Consider the following 19,903-nt stretch of genomic DNA (forward strand, 5'->3'; position numbering starts at 1 on the left):
TTGCGTTTCTATTAAAAATCAAGATTGAAACTTTTAGCACATGATTAAAGAACCCGTCTACAAAATTTGTTCAGAAGATGATATACCGCAGATTTTGGAAGTATATAAGCAGTCCTATAAAGAACATTATCTCTATTTATGGACTGATAATGGTGAAAATTATATGAACGCCAGCTTTACAAAAGAAAAAATAATTTCAGAAATGAATGTGCCCCAAACTCAGTTCTATCTTATTTACGATCAGGAATTAGCTATAGGCGTATTAAAAATTAATAATAATAAATCTGCAGACGGAAAAAAAGATACTAATGCTTTAGAAATCGAGCGGTTGTATTTTCTAAAAGAAGCTGCAGGGAAAGGCTTAGGAAAAGCTACTCTTAAAATGGTTTTACAACTTGCAGCTCATGAAAATAAAAAGACGATTTGGCTCAAAGCAATGAAATGTTCAGATGCATTAAAGTTTTATGAAAAGCAAAATTTTAAAGTGACAGCCGAAATGGATTTGACGTATCCTTTTATCAAAGACGAATTAAAAGGTATGGTTGTAATGGAGAAAGAGGTCAAATAATTTTTGAATTTAAAGTTTTTTTAATTTGTGATTCAGCAGAAACTATGGCTGTATCATTTCTATTTTTTATTAGAGAAGTGACTTAATCTCTTAATATCATATTATGAATAATATATTTTCTGAAAACAGCCAAATTGGAGTTGTATCTACATTCTCAGATCTTGTACATACCAATTTCAAGGGAGAAATGAATGCGTTATGCTGGCACAGAAATTTAGATGGCGATTTTAACGAAATTGTAGCCAAGTTATCTTTAAAAGAAAATATAACCGAAGTTTCTCCCGAAGATTTAATCGCTCTCCAACTTTCAGAAAAGGGAAATACAGCAAGGGAAATAATTTTAAATGATTTGCAATTATTAACTGATTTTGGCGCTTCGCCTTCTCTTAATTTACTGAAATGTTATGAACGTGATGATGAATTTGATTTCATTTCGACCGATGTGTATTCGTTTCATGTTGATCGTTCGCCCATTGCAACAGATACTTTTTTATGCACCTATCACGGCGCGGCAAGCGATATTGTTGCTAATTCGCAGGCAGAACAAAAAATCCTGATTCCAGAAATACGACAAAAGCTAAAAGAGCTGCACGATGGACCAGCGGAAGAATTCGAAGACTTTTTAAAAGAAAATTATTTTGATTTGCATTATCAGCTACATGAAGATGCAAAACCTATTAATTTAGGATTAGGACATCTTTGGCGACTGGCTGTCGACCATCCAAAACAAGAAGTGCTGCCTTGTATTCATAGAGCGCCAATAGAAAATGACGGAGAATATCGGTTGTTGTTGATTTGTTGAGGGAATTGTTGCTTATAAATATTTTTTATTATAAAAATCACTCAGAAGAGTGGCTTAATTAAACCAAACAAATTCAGTTGCTTTGACAGAAACCGCTTTTTCTAATTTAACTTTTAAATTTTTACAAACTGACTGCATATCTACTAGTCCTTGTTTTGAGGACTTTGATTGATGCCATAAAGTCGTATTAGGTAAATGGTAAATTTTTTCATTGCCTGCGTTTTTCCAAGACTCTTTATAACCTAAAGCTATCAAAGCATCTTTTACTTCTTTGTTTTTGTCGCTGACATCATATGATATTAAAATTAATCCAACTGTTGTTCCCATATAAAATTATTTAAAGTTAGTTTCAAAAATATAACTATTAAGTGTTTGATAATTATGGTTTACCGTAATTGAAATGTTTTTTTTATGAAAATATTCCCGATTGCTCGGATATATACAACGATAGCGCGGAAATTTTTTCCGTGCCCGTTCCTAATATTAATAAAACTGGATTTTCTATTTTTTTTAATCTTTTAAGATATACTTTGCGGGCACGGATTACAAATCCGCGCGATCGGGTTTACAAATCCGCGTGATCGGGGTTGTTGTTGATTTGTTGAGTAGATCGTTGAAATAATAATTTACTGTAAGGATATTAATTTTTTTTACTTTAAGTAGCGTAATATGTGCTCTTAAAAGCATGATTCAAATATTATACGGAAACATTTGCTTCAACTTTAACTTCTGATGGTATCCTCACAGGTGAACTATAATTATTATCTTTAAGCCATTCATAATATAAATCTAGTTCTGAGTCGCCACAGTTAATTACATAATCAATACCAAATATAACAAGTATAAAATACATTATTTTGGATTCAAGATATAAGAATTCCATTTCGTGAAGTATCTCGTAAGGCTCTGGATGATGAATATGATCTATGAATCGATCTTCTTCATTGTAAATTCTTCTCTGGCTGTATATCCAAAATTTTCCAGTTCCATATCTTGCATAATTTCTTAAAGGATCAAGTTCTTCTTTGTTTATTATTTCGTCAATCCAAACATCATTTTTTACATAACTTACTAATAGTTCTAGTGCACATTTGGCTAAAAAACGAGACATTATTAGATCATTTTGTTCTGGTTCGTTATTCATTGGGATAATGAAGCTACCTGAGCCTTTGGACAAGACTTTTTCTGCTATTTCTTCATTTTCAAATATTATAAATGTGTTGTTCTTATCATGACCAATCTGAATTTTACCCATTGTAGGATTAAAAACCATGGCTTCACCTAATGGAATTTTATTTTTCTTGCTTTCTATAAAATTCCTGTTTCGAACATTTTTAAAGTATGGTTTTTCAAGCAATGGTTTTTCAATTTTTTTTGCGAAATACTGATTACACTTGTCACATACAATTCCTATAGGCAGAACATGTTCTTTATTTCCTAGGCTTTCTGGAATAATATGTTCAACACTCTTTGAATCACTAGAACTATTTTTACAAAAAAGACAAATCATACTTAAAATAAATCCAATGAATACTGTGTTTCAATTTTTGGATGAAATGTTCCAATAATCATAAACGGGTTTTTTGAAGTGTAGTGGTGGACGGCTGTAGTACCTAAGAAGAAGTACAAATCTTTAGTTTTAGCAAAATCTTCAAAGTATCTATTTTTAACATCTTGAATTGCTTTGCTTTCATCTCCTTCATGTTTTGCTAAGCAGTTCCAGAACAGCTGACCTGTCTCCCAGTCCTCAATCATCAAGCGACTTTGTTTTCCTGCATCATCTTCGAATATAAATGAGAATTTATAAGGCAGTTTTCGAACAACTTCAAAAGGGTCTTCAGGATGTTCAAACAAGTTTGTCTGATCACGGTTTGCTTTTAACTGCAGGATCTTTTTTTTATCCCAGTCACGCTCAACTTCCACAGCTATAAAATCTATGATTTTGGTTGGTTTAAAAACTGCTAAAGAAGTGCATATATCTTTGTTGTGGGCATTTTTAATTAATTTGGTCAGATTTGTGTACACATTTTTTAAAGCAATTTTTTTTCTTTCTGCCCAGTAATTTTTGGTGTCAAGCTTTCCAACTATTTTTATTTCGCTTTCATGCGAATATGGTCTGAAGCTTTCTGGTCTGAAATCACTTGTATTTTTGACCAAATCAATTTCAATCCAGTCATATTTACTGTACTGTTCGTTGTATGATTTTTTTCGAAAGGGAATCGGATATATTCTAATCAAAGAGCCGTCTTCAAGAAAGCCAGCAGTACAAACCAATTCATCGTACTTGCCAGAAATTGTAGGATAAGTTTTTACTGCAATGAGAACTCTTGTTTTAGCCATCTACAAATGTTTTATTTTGTAGTCAAATATAGGAAATTTCTCAATTGATTCAGCTAATGGTTTTCTATGACATTGACAAACATCAGCTTCAAAGCACGTTAAAGCTATTCGGTTATATTTTTTTAGTAATTCTATAATTTTTAGCTGGTACGAATCAGTTTCGGTTAAAGTAGTTTTTTTGTATCTCTCAAAAAGTTCATCATAATCTTTTTGAGTATTTAGTTCCTGTCTCTGGTCTGAATTAATTCCTACTTCAGGTATATGCAGATAATTAATTCCTAAACTTTCACAATATTTACTCAATAACGTTTTGCTGAAACCAAACTTCATACTTAATGGATTTTTTCTAACATCCACAAGTAATTTTACATCATTAAGTACGAGTTTATTTAAATAATGTTCAAGAGAGATGCCTTCATATCCTATAGTAAAAAGTATAGTTTCGTTACTTTGTTTTTTTTGAGAATTAATTTTATTAATCTGCTCTTTATTCAAAATACTTTCAGCGATAAGACTTTTAGTAGCATAATATGGATAGTTGATATAGGTATGTTTTATAAGTGTATCATTACTCATCTTTCCATATAATTTAACAACTTCGTCTAATTTCCTTTTATCATCTACTTTTAATAATTTAATAAAATCAACTAGACTGTTTTTAATATATAAATTTTCATTTTCGTCCAAAATTCCTTTCTTTAACATTGTATTCAAATCAGCTTTAGCTGAATATGAATAACAACCATATTTATAAGGGATAAAATCGTATTCAGATTTTGATTGTTTTTGGCTAAATAAAAACAGCAGTTTTTGGATGCGAATTTTTTCAAGTTCACCTCCAAGCATCTGTATTAAAGCTAAAATTATTTTTCTTCTGTAAAACATTCTGCAAATGTAAATAAATGAAACCCTAGCATGGGCAAATAATAATTAAAAATTTTAAAAATGTATGGAAAAGAATAATTTTGTGAATTGCGAAGATGAATTTAATATTTTTGATAGACTTTATTCTAAGACAATATAATATTAAGTATTGCCTAAATGGCTAAAAAACTTTAATTATGAAATGGATTTTTCAAAAGAACGGAGAAATAAATCATTATAAAGAAAAAATTCATTTTGGAACCCAGCCAGTAAGAGTTTTGCATCATATGATTGTATTTATTTTTCAAAATACCCATGTTGATTTTGAAAAAGAACTGACAAAAACAATTGCAGAAAACGGTATTTCAAAAAAGATTAATATAATATATGGCGAACAAAGAATAAAAAAAACACCATATATTAAATTTGAAGACAGAGCAATTTATATAGAAGAGTCCTTTTTATCTTATTTATGGTGTATATGTCATGCGTTATATACTATTTATCTTCAAAAGATAGATTTTCCAAAACATAATTTGACACATGGTAGGGAAGTTTATAAGATTGATGATATTATAACAGAAAATGCATATGAATTGTTCAGATATGCAAAATTTTTGATTGTTGATTTTGAAGAATGGGATAAAGAGAACCTTCCAAATCCAGAAAAATATTTAGCAGAGATCAGAGATTATGTAGAACAGCCCAACTGTTTTTACACAGAGGCCAATAAATTTATTTTATGTCATGAATATGTTCATGCTGTAAGACATATTGATGATATATTGGAAAATAATTATGAAAATTCTCATTTCATCGAGTTTGAAAAAGAAGCTGATTTTGAAGCGATTGAAATGATAAAAAAAGGAATATTTCCAAGTAAGATTAATGAACTTCCAATTCAGATTGGAATAACACTGGGGCTTTTGTCAATGTTCTTCTTTAAAGCAACAACAACAGGAACCAAACACCCCAACACGGAAGACAGGCTTGTTTCAGCATTGACACAACTAAATCTAAATGAAGATTCTGAATGTTGGGGTCTTGCTCTGTTAGGCTTGGAGTTTTGGGCTGAGCAGTTCGGTCTAAATTTGAAATGGAATAAAGAGCTTAAAGAAAAAAAAGCATTTGAGGATTTCGTCGAACAAATCAAACATAACACATAACTCTAATATCAGAAGAGTTGTTCAATTACTGAACTCTCAAAATCTTAATCAAATATACAAAATGATTCTGATAATTAGTTCCAATCAGAGTTCAGTCTTTAAATTTTGAAATATAACGGTTTGAATTTTAAAAGCAGAGGTAACATAATTAATGTAAACAAAAAAGAGACTTTCGAAAGTCTCTTTTTTGTTTTAATATATCTTCTAAAATAATTATTTACCAATCAATTTCTCAAGCCTCGCCATCATTTCATCTCTCTCTTTCAACATACGCTCGTATAACGCAATTTTTTCATCATATAATTGAACAATTTTGTCAACAGGATTGAAAGAAGGTTGGTAACTAAATCCAGAAGCGACAGCATTATCTTTAAAATCTTGGAATGAATAAGTATTTGCAATAACATTTACTGCTTGTTCTTCATCAAAATTCTGAAAAGCTTCAACAGGAATTTTTAAAATTGCAGAGATTTGTTTCAGCAGTTTTTCTTCAATTACATCTTTCTGCTCCAGTAAAGAAATTTTCTTTTGGTTCCAGTCTTCGCCCAAATCATAAGCTAATCCTTCCTGCTTTATGTTAAGCATTTCTCTGAAACGTTTTACGTTTCTTCCCTGATGTATTTTCTGTTCCATAATGAATATCAATTTTCTAAAGACTCAAAGATAAAGCCATTTTGCTTAAAAATCCTGAGTTTCAAAGATAAAAAAATATCCCATAATACATCTATTTTGTCAGATATTATACCATTTCTATTCTATTTTACGTCAATTTTTGGTATAATCCTAATGTGATATGAAATACAGCAATGCAATTGGGTTGTATTGAATATACAATAAGTAATATAGGTGCATTTCGAATTGATTATGCTTTTTAAAGAATAGAATTTCGCTTGATAATTTTAAATCTCATTATTATGAAAATGAATAAAATATCCTACGATACAGGATTTTGGGCAGGGTTTGAGGCAGGAAATCCATTTAAGGCAATTGAAGCCTTTTTTGACTTTGCAGTTCTTGATTATTATAAACAAAATTTAAGTGAGGCGGTAATTTACAGCTATAAAAGAAAAGTGCACAAAAAGGAAAATCCCAGCGATGTTTTTGTTTTGTATACAGCCTTCAGCTTTTTTATCAAGGTGTGTTACTGTCTGCAAAAGAAAAGTAAAAAATGGAAAATTACAGCGTCTTTGGGTAGTGAAAAGGTTTATCATTTTTCATCCCTAACAAAGGAAGAATACAATAATCCTTTTATTGTATTTCAAAAAGCATTTGATGAAAAAACGCTTGAAGAATTTGAATTATTTCTATTTCAAACCCTCGAGCATTCCTTGTCTCCAGATATTGGAGATCCGGAATCTGACATAACAACGCCTTATATTCATTTAATCAAAATGCTCGATGCAGCAGAAATTATAAGAGAAAGGGGCGTTGAAAAAATCAGGAAAAAGGATAAGATTGATTTTGTAACGGAATAAATAAAACATAGCGATCACTGAATAAATTTCTTTTTTTAAAGGCTTATTAATCTCCTGTAACATCATCTTTGCAATTTTTTTCTACTGGGAATTGTATAACTTCTTGCTGAAATTTAATACTTCATAGTCCGTTGTCATTTGTAACTTTATTATCAAGTTAAAATGTTGATAATCAAAAAAACATAAATTATGGCAGAAATTAAAATTGAGAAAAAAAAGCCAGTATGGCCATGGATTGTAGCTGTTCTGTTAATCTCAGCAATTATATATTATATCTTTTTGAGAGATAACGAGGTACAAAGTGAAAACAACGTACAAATCGAAAACACTACAAGTACAGATAACACGACAAACTAAAATGCATTTGTTGTAAAGAGGTAAGGGCTGACATAAGTGAAAAAGTTTCCTGCAGCGAGACTTACCATAAAAAAATAAATTATAATATTAAAAAAGAAAGTATGGAAAATAAAGAAAGAAATTTATACAGACTCGACGAACTTTCTGATTACAAAATTGCTTCTAACTATTCTGATGTTAGAGGTTGGAAAATAGTAGATTCTGATAACCGAACTATAGGCAAAATAGATAATCTTTGGGTTAATAAAGATATGCAGCGCGTTGTTTATCTGGATGTTAATTTAGATAAAGGATTAATAGACGACAGCCGCAATGAGGTGCATGATGCTATAGCAAACGAGAATGGAAGAGAGTTTATATATAAAGACGGAGACAGCCATATTATTATACCAATTGGATCTGTAAGTATAAATAAAGACACTAAAATTGTCATGGCTAACAGTATAGGATATGATACTTTTAGAAGCACAAGCAGATACAACAGACAACATAATTTTGACAGGGATTATGAAAGAAATGTGTTAAAGTCCTATTATCCTAAAAATGAGTCCGGTTTTGACAGTGATGATGATAATTTTTACAATCAAAGAGAATTTGAAAATCACTAATATTTATATTCCCTTGGGATTTTAATACAACGAATTCGAAACCTTATTAAAAAATCAATTAAAAAGATCAAATATTTAAAATGTTTGATCTTTTTTGATATTAAGAAAACCTCAATATTTATTTTCTCTTATGCTTGATAATAAGAAAGATAGAAAAAGTTTATTTACTTAAAAATGGATTTTAATGTGTTTTCTAATTCTATAAACAGTTTAAAAAACTGCAATTTTCCCTGTTTGAATTGCGCCCGAACTTGTAATTATTTTATAGATATAAATTCCCGAAGCCGTATTTTTAAGATTAATGTTATTGATTTTAGAAATTAGGGGAGAAGTAAATGTATTTTGTCCGCTCATGTTGTATAAATAAAAAACAGCATTTTCGTCTTTTTTGGCTTCGACAAATAATTCTTCATTTTTGCCTAATAAAGTAGGATGGATAAAAAACAAATCATCGCCTAAATAATTGGCATCAAGAATTGAAGAACTTATTATAGTATCGTTTTCTAAAATTATATTTATTTTATATCGATTACTGCCTTTTATGGGCGTGCTGTCGATAAAAGAAAATGTTTTTGAATCGATGTTATTTATGGTGTTAATGACCTCTTCGGTATTGTTAGTTATTTTTACCAGCTCAATTCTTTTAATATTGTACAAACTAAAAAGACTGGCATCAATCTTTACTTTATCCTCCTGATAAATTTCTGCGAAAGCGAGCTCAAAATAACAATTTGAGTTTTGGGCATACTGTAAAGTTGACTCACTTTTTATTCCTTCGCTATTGTCAAATACCGGAGTAACAGTGTAAATTTTTCCATCTGTATAGGTATAATTGGCGTTTGTTGTTTGTTCTTTAAATTCTAAATAATCTCCCGTGAGCTGATAAATATTAAAAGAAGCAACATTGGCAGGTTTTTCCCAATAAATTTCTGTTGTGCCATCACAAACTAAACTGGTACTGATATTTAAATCATAAGAAATAATAAAACTGTCCGAGATATAATCAGTAGTACCAATGGTCATTTTTAATTTTGCTTTCGAAAATTTTTGTTCAGAAGGAGTATGGAGAAATTGTTCAGAATCCAGATTAATACCTTTTGCGATAATTTCCCAAGTCTGTCCATTATCGTAACTAATAGACAATTCTCCCGAAGTACCAGAAAAAGAAGCATCCCATTTAAAAGGTGAAATAGTTTTACCATCATAAGGGAAATTATCATTTGCAATGGGGTAATTCCATTCAAATTGATTTTTCAACTCATATTCATAAGCAATGCTGTATTGCTGAGAAGTATTTGAAACATATGAACCCTTGATATTTATTGTATAAGATCCTGATATGGGGTTTTCAATAGTAACTTGTTCTATAGTATTAAGTTTGTCTTTTCCTCTAATAGCTTGCTGTTCTGGAATATCAGGATTAAGAATCCAGGGTAAAAAAGCAGTATTGTCAGCAGCGATAACTTCCAGGTCTAAATCGTTAACCAAACTTATATTACTGTTGATTTCGGCAGGCAGATCATTCCAGACTAATGTGATTTTTAAGTTTTTTGCATTTTCCGGAATATTAATAGTGTGTGAATTCGTCTGACCAGATGTCAAACTGCCGGATATAATTCTATTTTCGCTGATGGTTTTTAGGCATTTATCCGTATTAATATTTCCATAACCATAAGTGAAATCAGGTCCTGGAATACCTAAATCTTTGGCACTATTAATTAAAATTGCTTTTGTCATGGCATTATTCAGCGACACATTATTGATGTTTTTATAATGTTCTTTCATCAGCGTAATAATTCCTGTAGCCAATGCTGTAGAATTTGAAGTTCCCTGTGTACTAAACGCGACTAATTCTGGTTTTATTCGGCCGTCATAAGCCGGGCCTTTTGAAGAAAAAGACATAATTACTTCGTTTTGGTCAATACAGCCCAATACAATACTATTTTTAGATTGCTTAAAATTACCGGTTATAGATTTATAACCCTGAAGACCGGTATTTCCAGATGAAAAGCAATGGGTCAAATCTGAATTTGAAAATAATTGAGCGTCATAAGCATTAGCAAGCGAACCATAAAAATTTTCAATTTCTGTACCGTAGGAATGATTTTGAGTGGCGGCTCCTTGTAAAGTGGCTATTTCATCAGGATAAATATTTAAAAAATCTGATGATAATATCTTAGCCTTTTGCGCAACGCCTTTTCCTAATACAGAACTATTTCCTAATCCGCAGACTATAGTGGCCATAGCCGTTGCATGGCTCGATACAATATTAGATTGTGTGGTGGAAATAATGTGCTTATTTAAAAGATCAATATCATTTACATTAAAAAAATCATCTTTTATTACAGCAGTTTGATTTTCACCCTTTAAAAGAGGAAAATCAGCATGGGCTTTATTTATATAATTGATACTAAAGTTTTGATCTATTATTTTAGATTCAGCTTTTGGCAGCAGCGATTCTTGCGAAATAGACGATACACTGTTCAGAGCTATCACTTCATTCCTGATTTTTTGGGAATCACTTTTTATCCTTACAAGATGATTATCGAGTATTTCGATTCCAGAAATGTTGATTGATTTCAAATCTGTAATTAACGCTTTGAGAGAATCTGTTGCTATTATATACGGTTTGTTTTCATTATGATTTGAAAAATTGGAAGGTAGTTTCCATAAATTGTTAACCGGGAAAATTTTTTGTGAAGATTTTTGAAGCCCTCTACTTTGATTTTCAACAATGCAAAAAGTATTGTCTAGTTTTTTCACAATCTTGTAGTTGTTGTGATGTGCGTTTTCTAAAGACGTTAAGTAATATTTTTCAAATTTTCTTTCGATTTCCTTTTTTATGTATTGTTTCCATTTATCAGAGCTTTGTGAGAGACTGATTGTCGTTATCATAAGAATAAAAAAAGTAATTTTTGTCTTCATTTAGATAAAGCAAAGATGAAATTTATACATAATGATTTCTATTTGAAATAATTATTTGTCGTGGATAAATCAAAGTTATTAAAATATTTGTAAAAAAAATATGATTTTTTATTTCCTGCATAATCTTCAAAATCGGCAGGAATTATATTCTCTTTTAGAGCCGGTTTTATATTTTAAATGATGTTCAAAAACTATAAAATCATTTTTTAACACATTCAAAACAAAATAAAATTTTAAAATAATTTTTTATGCTTAACAAGCTGATTTGTGTTTTATTACTGATTTTACTGGGCTTGGATTAATATGAGATAATTTTTGTTAAAAACATTTATTAAATTATTATAACAAAAAGTGTTAAATTTGTTAAATAATTATTTTATAAGTATTTTAAGATTAAAATTTATATAAATTTGATAATAAATATTACAATATTTTGTAAAAGAGCCCCCTATTTATCAACTTATTTAACAAACTAAAGAACTTATTATGAAAAAAATTAAATCAATTTTAGCTCTGTCATTCATAGCGCTAACACTGTTTTCTTGTAACAAAGATGAAGCAGTACAATCAAATCAGGAATCTCTTAAAGTAACACCAGAGGTGTTAAATAAACTTAGATCACTGTCATTAAATACCTCAGATGTTCAGGTGATTAAGAATACTAATTTAGATGGTAATGTTGAGGATGCTTTCCTTATAGAAGGAGATATTATCGTGACACAAGATCAATTAAATAAAATGGATCTTCATGGTGGTATTACTACAGAACAATACCGTACTACTAATTTAGTATCTGCTCCAAGAACTATTAGAGTTGTTGGATTATCAGGAACTGGTACGACAGCCCTAACCACAAATATGCGCAACGGATTGCAGGCTGCAATAAACAGATACAATAATTTAGGATTGTCTATTAACTTTACACTAACCTTTAGTTCAAGTACTTCTGGAGCAAATATTGTTGTCCGGAGACAAACTGGGTCTGCCGGTGGAGTAGCAGGTTTCCCATCTGGAGGAAATCCATATAATTCAGTTACATTATATTCCGGATTAGATTCTTATTCAACAAATGTAAATGCACACGTAGCAGCACATGAAATAGGACACTGTATAGGTTTACGCCATACAGACTGGTTCAGCCGTCAAAGCTGCGGGCAAAATTCAAATGAAGGAACAGCTGGTGTTGGAGCAATCCAAATTCCGGGAACACCTTCAGGATATGATGCAACATCTTACATGAGAGCATGTTTTAGTTCAAACGAGACAGGAGCTTTCAATGCTAATGATGTTACAGCTCTGAATTATTTATACTAGAAGTTGAATTAGAGTTCTCTTACAAAATATAATAGGCTGCTTCATAATTTTATGAAGCGGCCTTTTTTTATTTGAAGTATTTTTTTTTAAGATGATTAAATAACTCGAAAAAACATAAAAAAAATCCCATTTCGTTAGAAATGGGATTTTAAAGTTTTACAGCAGGTTATAAAGAATTAACTTAAAAATTTATTTATCAGTAACGCTGTACTCTCGGGTTTTTCTTCATGTACAAAATGACCGGAATTTTCTATTTCTTCTATGCTAAAATCTTCAAGATAAACAGAAAAGAAAAAGCTAAGCATTTTTGCACCTTCATGACTTCCAATTCCCATAGCAGGGATGGATACTTTTTTGTATTTTTTTATATCCTCAATGTCTTGTGTAAAGGCTTGGTACCAGCCATTAGAGCTTCTAATTGCATTTTTATTGTTATAAGCCTCTGCATAGACTTTTCTGTCAAAGTCATTAATTGCTTCCGGATCGACCAAAAGATGGTTAAAAATGTAATTTTGTAATACATCATAACGTCCTTCCAGTAATTCTTCGGGCAGTTGTTTGACCTGGTTAAATGCCAGCCACCACGGAAACACCGGATTTCCTATTGGCATCATGGGCAGTTTGTATATGTTTTCATCTGGATGTGGAGTATCTAAAATGATAAGTTTATCTGTACTTTCAGGAAAGTTAGCGGCATAACTAAAAGCAACTGCAGCTCCAATATCATGACCTGTTATATTTATTTTTTGATGTCCCAAATGAGTAATCAATTCATGTATATCCTTAGCCATATTTTTTTTTGTATAGCCTTCTAAAGGTTTTTCTGATGATCCCATTCCTCGCAAATCTATTACGATTAGACTGTGTTTTTCTGCTAAAATGGGCATAATTTTATGATAACTCCACCAGGTTTCCGGCCATCCCGGAATAAGGACTAATGGACTCCCGTGTCCTCCGGTTACATAATGTATATTGACTCCGTTTACGGTAGTATAATTATTTTTAAAACCGGGCAATTGTTGTATTAAAGATTCGTCGCTGTATAGATTCATTTTTTATTTATTTGCTATGTTTGAAAAACTATCGGTTATTACTCTCATTCATGTAAACCAATACCTCCTTTGAAAGAAATCCAGGCAAATTTTTTGACATCGTTAAGTGATGTATTTCCTGATTGCACAGAAAGAACTGCTGTTTCAATTATTCCTCCAAATAAATTGTATATCCATCCAATAGTTAGTTCAGTATTGATATAACCACCAGACTGCAGATTTTCTATAAGCTTAAACCATTGCAGTTTAATGTTATTGTATTCAGATTCATTGTTATTTTTAATTTCAGAATAATCAGTATGCTGATATAATTTTTTCAAAAAGCAATATTGATTTCCTACTTCAATTGCAGCATACAGCATATATTCAATTTGAGTAATAGGATCCTGACTGGACTTATATGCATTAGTCATTTTTTCGTTGCATACAGTCAGCATATTCTCCTTGCAATGTTCAATTAAACTCAGTCTATCGCTAAAATAACGATGAATAGTACGTCTTGTAATTCCTGCTTCTGCTGCTATCTGTTCTATAGAAGCGGTTTCATTTTTATTAAGAATTGATATTGCAGATTCTATTATTTTGCTCTTAGTGTCCTTCATGTCACAAAGGTATAAAAAAATGTCTCAATAGTGAGACATTTTTTTATATGATGATGATTTTTTAATTAAGCTGCTTCTAACGTTGCTTATTTTTGAATATATAGAAGTAGAAGAGTAAAGAAGGAAATTAGCTGAATCCTGATCGTTTATCTTTAATTTTTTTAATTTATAACTTTTTACTCATTAGATATAAGCCAGCAGTGATGCCAATTCCCGCAAGCATGGCTAAACCTATTTTGGGAGCATTTTTTGACGGTTCATTTCCGTAAACTCTCAGCGGATCTTTAGAAATATTTAAAACATTTCCAGAATCATCTTGCTTATTGGTATTAAGTGCCATTTTAGTTCTAACAGCGGCAGAGGCTGTATTAATTACGGTCTTTGGAAATAATCGATAAAGGTTTGTGATTGCCGCAGCGCGCAAATCAGGAAAAAGGTCTTTTTGCGGTTCTTTGGCAAGCTGTACCATTTTGGCAGCAGTTTCACGCGGATCTGAAGCTATAAAAGGAATTGTCATGTTAAAACCGGAATACTTGGCTGAATGCAGATTTCCGGTAGAATTTTGCAATTGCGGATACAAATTGCAGATATGAATATGCTTATAATTAGAAATTTCACCTTGAAGACATTCCATCATGCCCCTTATTCCATATTTAGATGCCGAATATACGGCACTATATGGGGCAGGCATAAATCCGCCGATAGATACATTATTAATTAAAATACCTTCATTCTGTTTTTTAAAAATTTTAACAGCATTATAAGCTCCGTGCATATATCCAAACAAATTGGTTTTAAGGACCTGCTCATGGATTTCCATTGGTATTTCCTCAAATTTTCCACTAGCCATAACACCGGCGTTGTTCACCCAAATATCGATTTTTCCGTTTATAGACAAAGCTGTGCTGGCGATCTTCTCAACATCCTGAGCAATAGACATGTCTGCAGAAATACCAAAAGCCGGAACATTTAATGAACGGCAATACTGTACCACATCATCAATTCCTTTACTGCCTCTGGCTGCCGCAACAATAGTGCATCCTTCATTTGCAAAAGCTTCAGCTGCGGCTCTGCCCACACCGCTGCTGGCACCGGTTATCACGACAACTTTTCCTTTAAGGCTGTTTTTTTGTATTTGTATATCGTCCATATTGTAATTATTTTAATTAATACTAATGCTGGATTTCTAATTTTCATTAGATATCTAAATTAATACTTTACTACAATGGATCTGTTATACAATTTGTGCTGGGGATTATCCAATTTTCATCTTAAACTATTGCTGTGCATGTCCATAAAAAAACCTCCGAAGTTTAACTTTTAGAAGTAATATCTTTTTGATCATGAAAGTTTAAAATTATAGCAGCTCATAGAATTACAGATGATTTTTCCTTCATTTAATCTATCTGCGTTTCTTTGGCAACCAGACTAAAAAGCGGTTCATATTTTCGCATTTCAAGATCCAGATTTTGGTGCACAGAGACAGGACCAATACTGCCTTGCAGACAGAATAATTTCTGTTCATGAGCCAGCATATACTGCAGCATACGTACTTTCATTTTATTTGTTGGTAAATCTAAGATTTCCTCGATTTCAACCATTATGCCTGTCCTATTATCGATGATAACCGGCTCTGTGCGAATGAGTCTGCTTTGTGGCGGTATCATCTCCAAAACTGATTTTTCAGTAAGGACAAAGTTTTGGTATTCTTCAGGCAGTTCATGAATCAAGATGAGTATTTTTTCATTTCCTTTTCCATCACAGCTGGTAAATTCCTTCACGGTATCAGGCATTTCAGCTTCCTGGGCTGTCCAGCTTTTAGGTATTGGAAGTGTGAGTACAGTTTCTTCTGCTTTGGGATGGCCTTCTATAGTAAATTTTACAGAATGTCCATCAGTAACTTCCTGATGTGGGGCATCATGATAGGCGAAAGAGATAATTCCTTTGTGAACAGCGGCGTCTTGGCTAAACTCTATTTTGTCTTTGATATTCTCAAGAAATTTGTCTGCATATTTTTTCTTTTGTATGGGATTTTTTAGCTGTTCTTTTACAAGTGAGTCGATATGTTTTTCTAAATTGGTGAATTGCGAATCATTAAGTTCCTCCTGCAGAAAATGTTCGATGTTTTTCTCAGCCCTGCCAAATACCGCCTGAGCATTTTTTTCTAAGGATCTGACTTCTTTAGTAAAGCAAGGAAACTGCATGGCGACTTTTTTCAGGGCGGCACTTTGTGCTTTCAAAAAAGCGTATGTCTCAATGGCAAGCTGAACTTTGGGAGAATAATGCTGCTGTTGCTGCGGATGACAAAGGCATGCATTTAAAAAACAGAAAAAGATTAGTATTGTTCTCATGTTTTTGATTAAATATAAATCTTAGATACTGACAAAGCAGTGTGTATAACTAAAAAAGTATTACATAAACGCAAAAATAATTTTTGGAAAAGAACTGGATTTATATAATTTTTCTGTATTGTTGTAAAATTTCCACTTATAGTTTCTGCGTAATAGAAATGCCATATGTTTTTTATTATTATTTTTTTGTAGATTGCTAAACCGCAGCAGATTAAAATACGTAACTATAAATAACTGTATTTTGCAGCAGATTAAAAATGTATTTGAATGTCATATAAAAATATTTTACTCATTGATGATGACCCCGAAGATGCCGAGATATTCGAGGAAGCTGTTAAAGCACTTAATAGAGAAGTAAAGCTGCAATGGGCTGGAAATCCAGAAAGGGCATTTGATGAACTGCAGTCTGCAGAGCAGCTGCCAGATCTTATCTTTTTGGATTACAATATGCCCCGTATCAATGGAGGGGAACTGTTGCAAAAGCTAAAAAGTAGTGAAAGGCTTTCTGTTATTCCTGTAATTTTAATCTCAACTCCTTCTGAGGAGTTTATGAAACTAAAACTTGACCAAAATGAAATCATCAAGTTCTTTAGTAAACCTAACAGTTATTCAGAACTTATTGCCATACTGGATTCAATTTTATAATCACAGCCATTTTTTTCTTTTAAACCAGAAAAAAATCAAAACAGATATTACAATCATCGACAGGATTGTAAGGGGATATCCTAAAGGCGATTCTAATTCAGGCATAAATTTAAAATTCATTCCATAAATTCCCACGATAAAAGTAAGTGGCATAAAAAAGACTGAGAAAACCGTGAGGATTTTCATAACGTCATTAGTCTTACGGGCAGAGAGTGAAAGGTAAATATTGAGCAGGTTGTTGGCATCTTCCTGTACCTGGTCATAAAGCAGGACCAGTTTGGTATGAAGGTCGCGTACGTCACGCTGGGCAGGACGTTCTTCTCCCTCGGCTTTGATGGAGTTTACCACTTCGTTGCTCAGCAGGAGCAGTTTTTTGTAAAGGCCTGCACGATTTTTCAAGTAATAAATATCCTCGATCATATCATCGGGTATATTTTTCTTTAAAAATAGGGTGGATTCATAAGAATCAATATCGGCTGAAAGTTTCATGGCAGGTTCTTCAAATGAACGCAGGGCATCACCCACGATATGTATGGCAATTCCCGAAGCAGATTTATCTTTCCGGCACTCACCACATTCTTCATGATATTTTCAATCAGCGGCTGGGCAGAGCGGTGTATGGTAATGATAAAACTATCAGTAAAAAATACGGCGATTTTACTGCTCAGGCTTTGTATGGTTTGCAGTTTCTGACTCTCGTCGTGCAGGAGCCTAATGATTAAAAAATGGGTATCATTGTGCTCTTCGTATTTAGGAAGGTGATCAGGATCAAGTGAATCGAGCAGGGCGTAAGAATTCAAACTGTATTTACTGCTGACCGATTCGATTTCTTCTTCACTTGGATCGTATATGTCGATCCAGGTTATGTCGGTGCCTTTTATCCGGCAGGTGCTTAGTGCCATTTTCTTGTATATTTATTAAAGCATAGCGGCCGGTGTCAAGCTGGTAAGCCAGTATTCGACAATATTTTTCATCATGATTTTATAGACCGAAAAATCTTCTTCTTTTTTAAAATATCCCTGTGCGTTACAGCTGTAAGCTTTATTTACATTTTCAGGATTTCGGGAAGTCGAAAGGAAAATATAAGGCACGCACTTATGGCTGATCTCCGCAATGGAAGTGATCTGCTCACGGAGTTCAAAGCCGTTGATTTTCGGCATATTAATGTCGGAGATAATAAGGAAGGGGAGAACTGATGGCTTGGATAAATAAGGTATCGCTTCCATTGGGTCTTCTATAAACTTTATTTTGTTGGGATAATCCAGACTTTCAAAAATATCTTTCAAAAAAAGCCTGTCATCTTCATCATCTTCAATTATAATAATTTCACCATTTCTTCTCATGTAGTAAAGTTACATTTTAATTGTTACTCTTTTATCTATTTTTCTTTTTAAAATAAATTAATTGTAAGAAATTCTATCTGCTTGATTCATACGTTTTTTTGGAATCCTGAAAGAAAAGAAACCTTTTGGAAACCAGTTTCCAAAAGGTTTTTTAAAACAAACAAAGAACATTTTCTCTTTATTGTTTTGATTCAATATAGGTTTTAAACCCTATGATATCATCGTGTATGATTTTCTCAAAAAGTGGGTTCACTAGTTTTGCGGCACCCTGACCGGCAATTCCCAGAGGAGCACGATAAGATATTGTTACATCTATTTCAGTAGTATCACCGTTAGCTTTAAACAGCACTTTTCCAAAGTTTTTAACCGATGCACCATCGCTGGACTGCCAGCTTAACAGCTTTTCTTTCTGATCCTTGATGATTTCGGCTTTCCAGTTCAATGACCCAATACCGGCTGGTCCTTTAGCAGTCCATTCTGACTGTGTACTGCTGATAGTCTTCACTGATTCCAGATGGTTCATAAATTTTGGAAGGTTCTCCAGGTTGCGCCAAAAGGCATATACCTCACTGATAGGTTTATTGATAGTCACATTAGTTCTGATGTTAACATTAGAGCCTTTGTCATTTTTTAAATGGTCAACAGCGCTGTAAACAGGGCAGTAGCCGCTTATGCCTCGCGCGAGCATGGCGCCTCCAGATGTAATCTGCGAAATACTTTTCTTTTCCTGGGTCAAGCCTTTGTACAGCAGATAGGATCCTGCCGCTGTCATAAGGATACGTTCTAATGTAGAAACGTTTACGTTACTTTTTGAGTTGACCTTTCTATTGGATATAGTTGAAGTGTGCATAATGTATATTTTTAAAATTTATAGATTTTTATTTGTTAGCAGCCGCGCTTCCTGTTTTTCCGGAATTGTTGTTGAAGCCTTTTTCATAGCGGTTTGGATCTGTTCCGTCCTCATCGCGTTCTTCGCCCCAGTCTCCTGTGTTGATATGCTTACCTGGAGTCTTGTCAGCAGATGTATTTAACTGCTGATGGTACGGACATTTTTGAAGCTCTTCACTGCTGTAATTATGTAAATTTTCCATGACTTTTAAATTTAATATTTTTAATAATCCTAAAGCCTTCTGAATTAAGACCTGAATTTAATCTGCAATAAAATAGTCAGAATTATGATTCAGCAGGCTGTACATATTGCTTAAAACTTTCCAAATCTGATTTTAAAAGATCTTTGTATTTAGTAAGACCTATTCCCACTATGGGTACAGCTAAAGAGCCTATCGCAGCGGCAGCCTGTTTATTTCCTTTTTTTAATAGATAAGATGATAACAGTAAGGTGCCGAGTCCCCCAAGAAGAAGGAATTCTCCGGGAATATCTGCAATTTTATTTTCTATTAATTCTTTGATATCATTCAAATTTTCCTGAGTGAGTAAATTTTCCATAACTATATTTATTTGACGTTCTGTGTTTTATTTAAAATTACAAGC

The 19,903-nt window shown here is 32.4% G+C and carries 22 protein-coding genes and 1 pseudogene; 8 read left to right on the forward strand and 15 right to left on the reverse strand.

Features of this window, described 5'->3' with window-relative positions:
• Positions 1-40: 40 nt before the first annotated feature.
• Positions 41-568, forward strand: coding sequence for a GNAT family N-acetyltransferase (locus APR43_RS01105; protein ID WP_053471197.1), 528 nt, complete (start codon positions 41-43; stop codon positions 566-568).
• A 103-nt stretch (positions 569-671) separates the two neighbouring features.
• Positions 672-1,370, forward strand: coding sequence for a DUF1826 domain-containing protein (locus tag APR43_RS01110; RefSeq protein ID WP_053471198.1), 699 nt, complete (start codon positions 672-674; stop codon positions 1,368-1,370).
• A gap of 54 nt (positions 1,371-1,424) precedes the next feature.
• Here the strand turns inward: APR43_RS01110 and APR43_RS01115 are convergent, their stop codons facing one another.
• From APR43_RS01115 to APR43_RS01130, 4 genes are all read right to left on the reverse strand, one after another.
• The gene (locus tag APR43_RS01115; RefSeq protein ID WP_053471199.1) at positions 1,425-1,697 is read right to left on the reverse strand and encodes a hypothetical protein; all 273 of its coding nucleotides are present in this window, start codon (positions 1,695-1,697) and stop codon (positions 1,425-1,427) included.
• A gap of 370 nt (positions 1,698-2,067) precedes the next feature.
• Positions 2,068-2,880, reverse strand: coding sequence for an HNH endonuclease (locus APR43_RS01120; protein ID WP_053471200.1), 813 nt, complete (start codon positions 2,878-2,880; stop codon positions 2,068-2,070).
• A 2-nt stretch (positions 2,881-2,882) separates the two neighbouring features.
• The gene (locus APR43_RS01125; RefSeq protein WP_053471201.1) at positions 2,883-3,710 is read right to left on the reverse strand and encodes a hypothetical protein; all 828 of its coding nucleotides are present in this window, start codon (positions 3,708-3,710) and stop codon (positions 2,883-2,885) included.
• Positions 3,711-4,595, reverse strand: a complete 885-nt coding sequence (locus tag APR43_RS01130) for a DUF488 family protein (protein ID WP_053471202.1) — start codon at positions 4,593-4,595, stop codon at positions 3,711-3,713. It lies immediately after the preceding gene.
• Between the two features lie 176 nt (positions 4,596-4,771).
• Here APR43_RS01130 and APR43_RS01135 point away from each other — a divergent pair, with 176 nt between their 5' ends.
• Complete coding sequence (locus tag APR43_RS01135) at positions 4,772-5,740, forward strand: phage exclusion protein Lit family protein (RefSeq protein ID WP_053471203.1); 969 nt, start codon at positions 4,772-4,774, stop codon at positions 5,738-5,740.
• Between the two features lie 213 nt (positions 5,741-5,953).
• On the opposite strand, the gene APR43_RS01140 is transcribed toward APR43_RS01135, so the two are convergent.
• Positions 5,954-6,373, reverse strand: coding sequence for a helix-turn-helix domain-containing protein (locus APR43_RS01140; protein WP_053471204.1), 420 nt, complete (start codon positions 6,371-6,373; stop codon positions 5,954-5,956).
• Positions 6,374-6,654: 281 nt separating this feature from the next.
• Between APR43_RS01140 and APR43_RS01145 the strand changes: the two genes are divergently transcribed.
• The 3 genes from APR43_RS01145 (at position 6,655) to APR43_RS01150 (ending at position 8,180) form a co-directional block, all read left to right on the forward strand.
• Entirely contained in the window at positions 6,655-7,215 is a 561-nt protein-coding gene (locus APR43_RS01145) for a hypothetical protein (protein ID WP_053471205.1), read from the forward strand.
• A gap of 189 nt (positions 7,216-7,404) precedes the next feature.
• A complete protein-coding gene (locus tag APR43_RS24365; protein ID WP_165590681.1) occupies positions 7,405-7,572 on the forward strand; it encodes a hypothetical protein in 168 nt (55 codons plus the stop codon).
• A 101-nt stretch (positions 7,573-7,673) separates the two neighbouring features.
• Positions 7,674-8,180 (forward strand): PRC-barrel domain-containing protein, encoded by a 507-nt coding sequence (locus APR43_RS01150; protein WP_053471206.1) that lies wholly within the window; start codon positions 7,674-7,676, stop codon positions 8,178-8,180.
• Between the two features lie 210 nt (positions 8,181-8,390).
• Here APR43_RS01150 and APR43_RS01155 read toward each other — a convergent pair whose 3' ends face one another.
• Positions 8,391-11,075, reverse strand: a complete 2,685-nt coding sequence (locus tag APR43_RS01155; RefSeq protein WP_240514907.1) for a S8 family serine peptidase — start codon at positions 11,073-11,075, stop codon at positions 8,391-8,393.
• A 516-nt stretch (positions 11,076-11,591) separates the two neighbouring features.
• Here APR43_RS01155 and APR43_RS01160 point away from each other — a divergent pair.
• The gene (locus APR43_RS01160) at positions 11,592-12,419 is read left to right on the forward strand and encodes a M57 family metalloprotease (RefSeq protein WP_053471208.1); all 828 of its coding nucleotides are present in this window, start codon (positions 11,592-11,594) and stop codon (positions 12,417-12,419) included.
• 176 nt (positions 12,420-12,595) lie between these two features.
• On the opposite strand, the gene APR43_RS01165 is transcribed toward APR43_RS01160, so the two are convergent.
• The 4 genes from APR43_RS01165 to APR43_RS01180 all read right to left on the reverse strand — a co-directional run bounded on the left by APR43_RS01165 (position 12,596) and on the right by APR43_RS01180 (position 16,424).
• Positions 12,596-13,471, reverse strand: a complete 876-nt coding sequence (locus APR43_RS01165) for an alpha/beta fold hydrolase (RefSeq protein WP_053471209.1) — start codon at positions 13,469-13,471, stop codon at positions 12,596-12,598.
• A 44-nt stretch (positions 13,472-13,515) separates the two neighbouring features.
• Complete coding sequence (locus APR43_RS01170) at positions 13,516-14,073, reverse strand: TetR/AcrR family transcriptional regulator (RefSeq protein WP_053471210.1); 558 nt, start codon at positions 14,071-14,073, stop codon at positions 13,516-13,518.
• Positions 14,074-14,239: 166 nt separating this feature from the next.
• On the reverse strand, positions 14,240-15,223 hold the full coding sequence (locus APR43_RS01175; protein WP_053471211.1) for an SDR family NAD(P)-dependent oxidoreductase: 984 nt from the start codon (positions 15,221-15,223) through the stop codon (positions 14,240-14,242).
• 247 nt (positions 15,224-15,470) lie between these two features.
• A complete protein-coding gene (locus APR43_RS01180) occupies positions 15,471-16,424 on the reverse strand; it encodes a hypothetical protein (RefSeq protein ID WP_053471212.1) in 954 nt (317 codons plus the stop codon).
• 267 nt (positions 16,425-16,691) lie between these two features.
• On the opposite strand from APR43_RS01180, the gene APR43_RS01185 reads away from it, so the two are divergent.
• Entirely contained in the window at positions 16,692-17,069 is a 378-nt protein-coding gene (locus tag APR43_RS01185; protein WP_053471213.1) for a response regulator, read from the forward strand.
• Here APR43_RS01185 and APR43_RS24630 read toward each other — a convergent pair.
• The 5 genes and pseudogenes from APR43_RS24630 to APR43_RS01215 all read right to left on the reverse strand — a co-directional run bounded on the left by APR43_RS24630 (position 17,070) and on the right by APR43_RS01215 (position 19,858).
• Positions 17,070-17,971, reverse strand: a pseudogene (locus APR43_RS24630) (CorA family divalent cation transporter).
• Between the two features lie 15 nt (positions 17,972-17,986).
• Positions 17,987-18,412 (reverse strand): response regulator, encoded by a 426-nt coding sequence (locus tag APR43_RS01200; RefSeq protein ID WP_053471216.1) that lies wholly within the window; start codon positions 18,410-18,412, stop codon positions 17,987-17,989.
• Positions 18,413-18,590: 178 nt separating this feature from the next.
• Positions 18,591-19,262, reverse strand: a complete 672-nt coding sequence (locus APR43_RS01205; RefSeq protein ID WP_053471217.1) for an SRPBCC family protein — start codon at positions 19,260-19,262, stop codon at positions 18,591-18,593.
• A 28-nt stretch (positions 19,263-19,290) separates the two neighbouring features.
• Positions 19,291-19,503 (reverse strand): hypothetical protein, encoded by a 213-nt coding sequence (locus APR43_RS01210; RefSeq protein WP_053471218.1) that lies wholly within the window; start codon positions 19,501-19,503, stop codon positions 19,291-19,293.
• Between the two features lie 82 nt (positions 19,504-19,585).
• Positions 19,586-19,858, reverse strand: a complete 273-nt coding sequence (locus tag APR43_RS01215) for a hypothetical protein (RefSeq protein ID WP_053471219.1) — start codon at positions 19,856-19,858, stop codon at positions 19,586-19,588.
• Between the last annotated feature and the right edge of the window lie 45 nt (positions 19,859-19,903).

This window comes from Flavobacterium sp. NLM (assembly GCF_002210235.1).
GTDB lineage: Bacteria > Bacteroidota > Bacteroidia > Flavobacteriales > Flavobacteriaceae > Flavobacterium > Flavobacterium panici.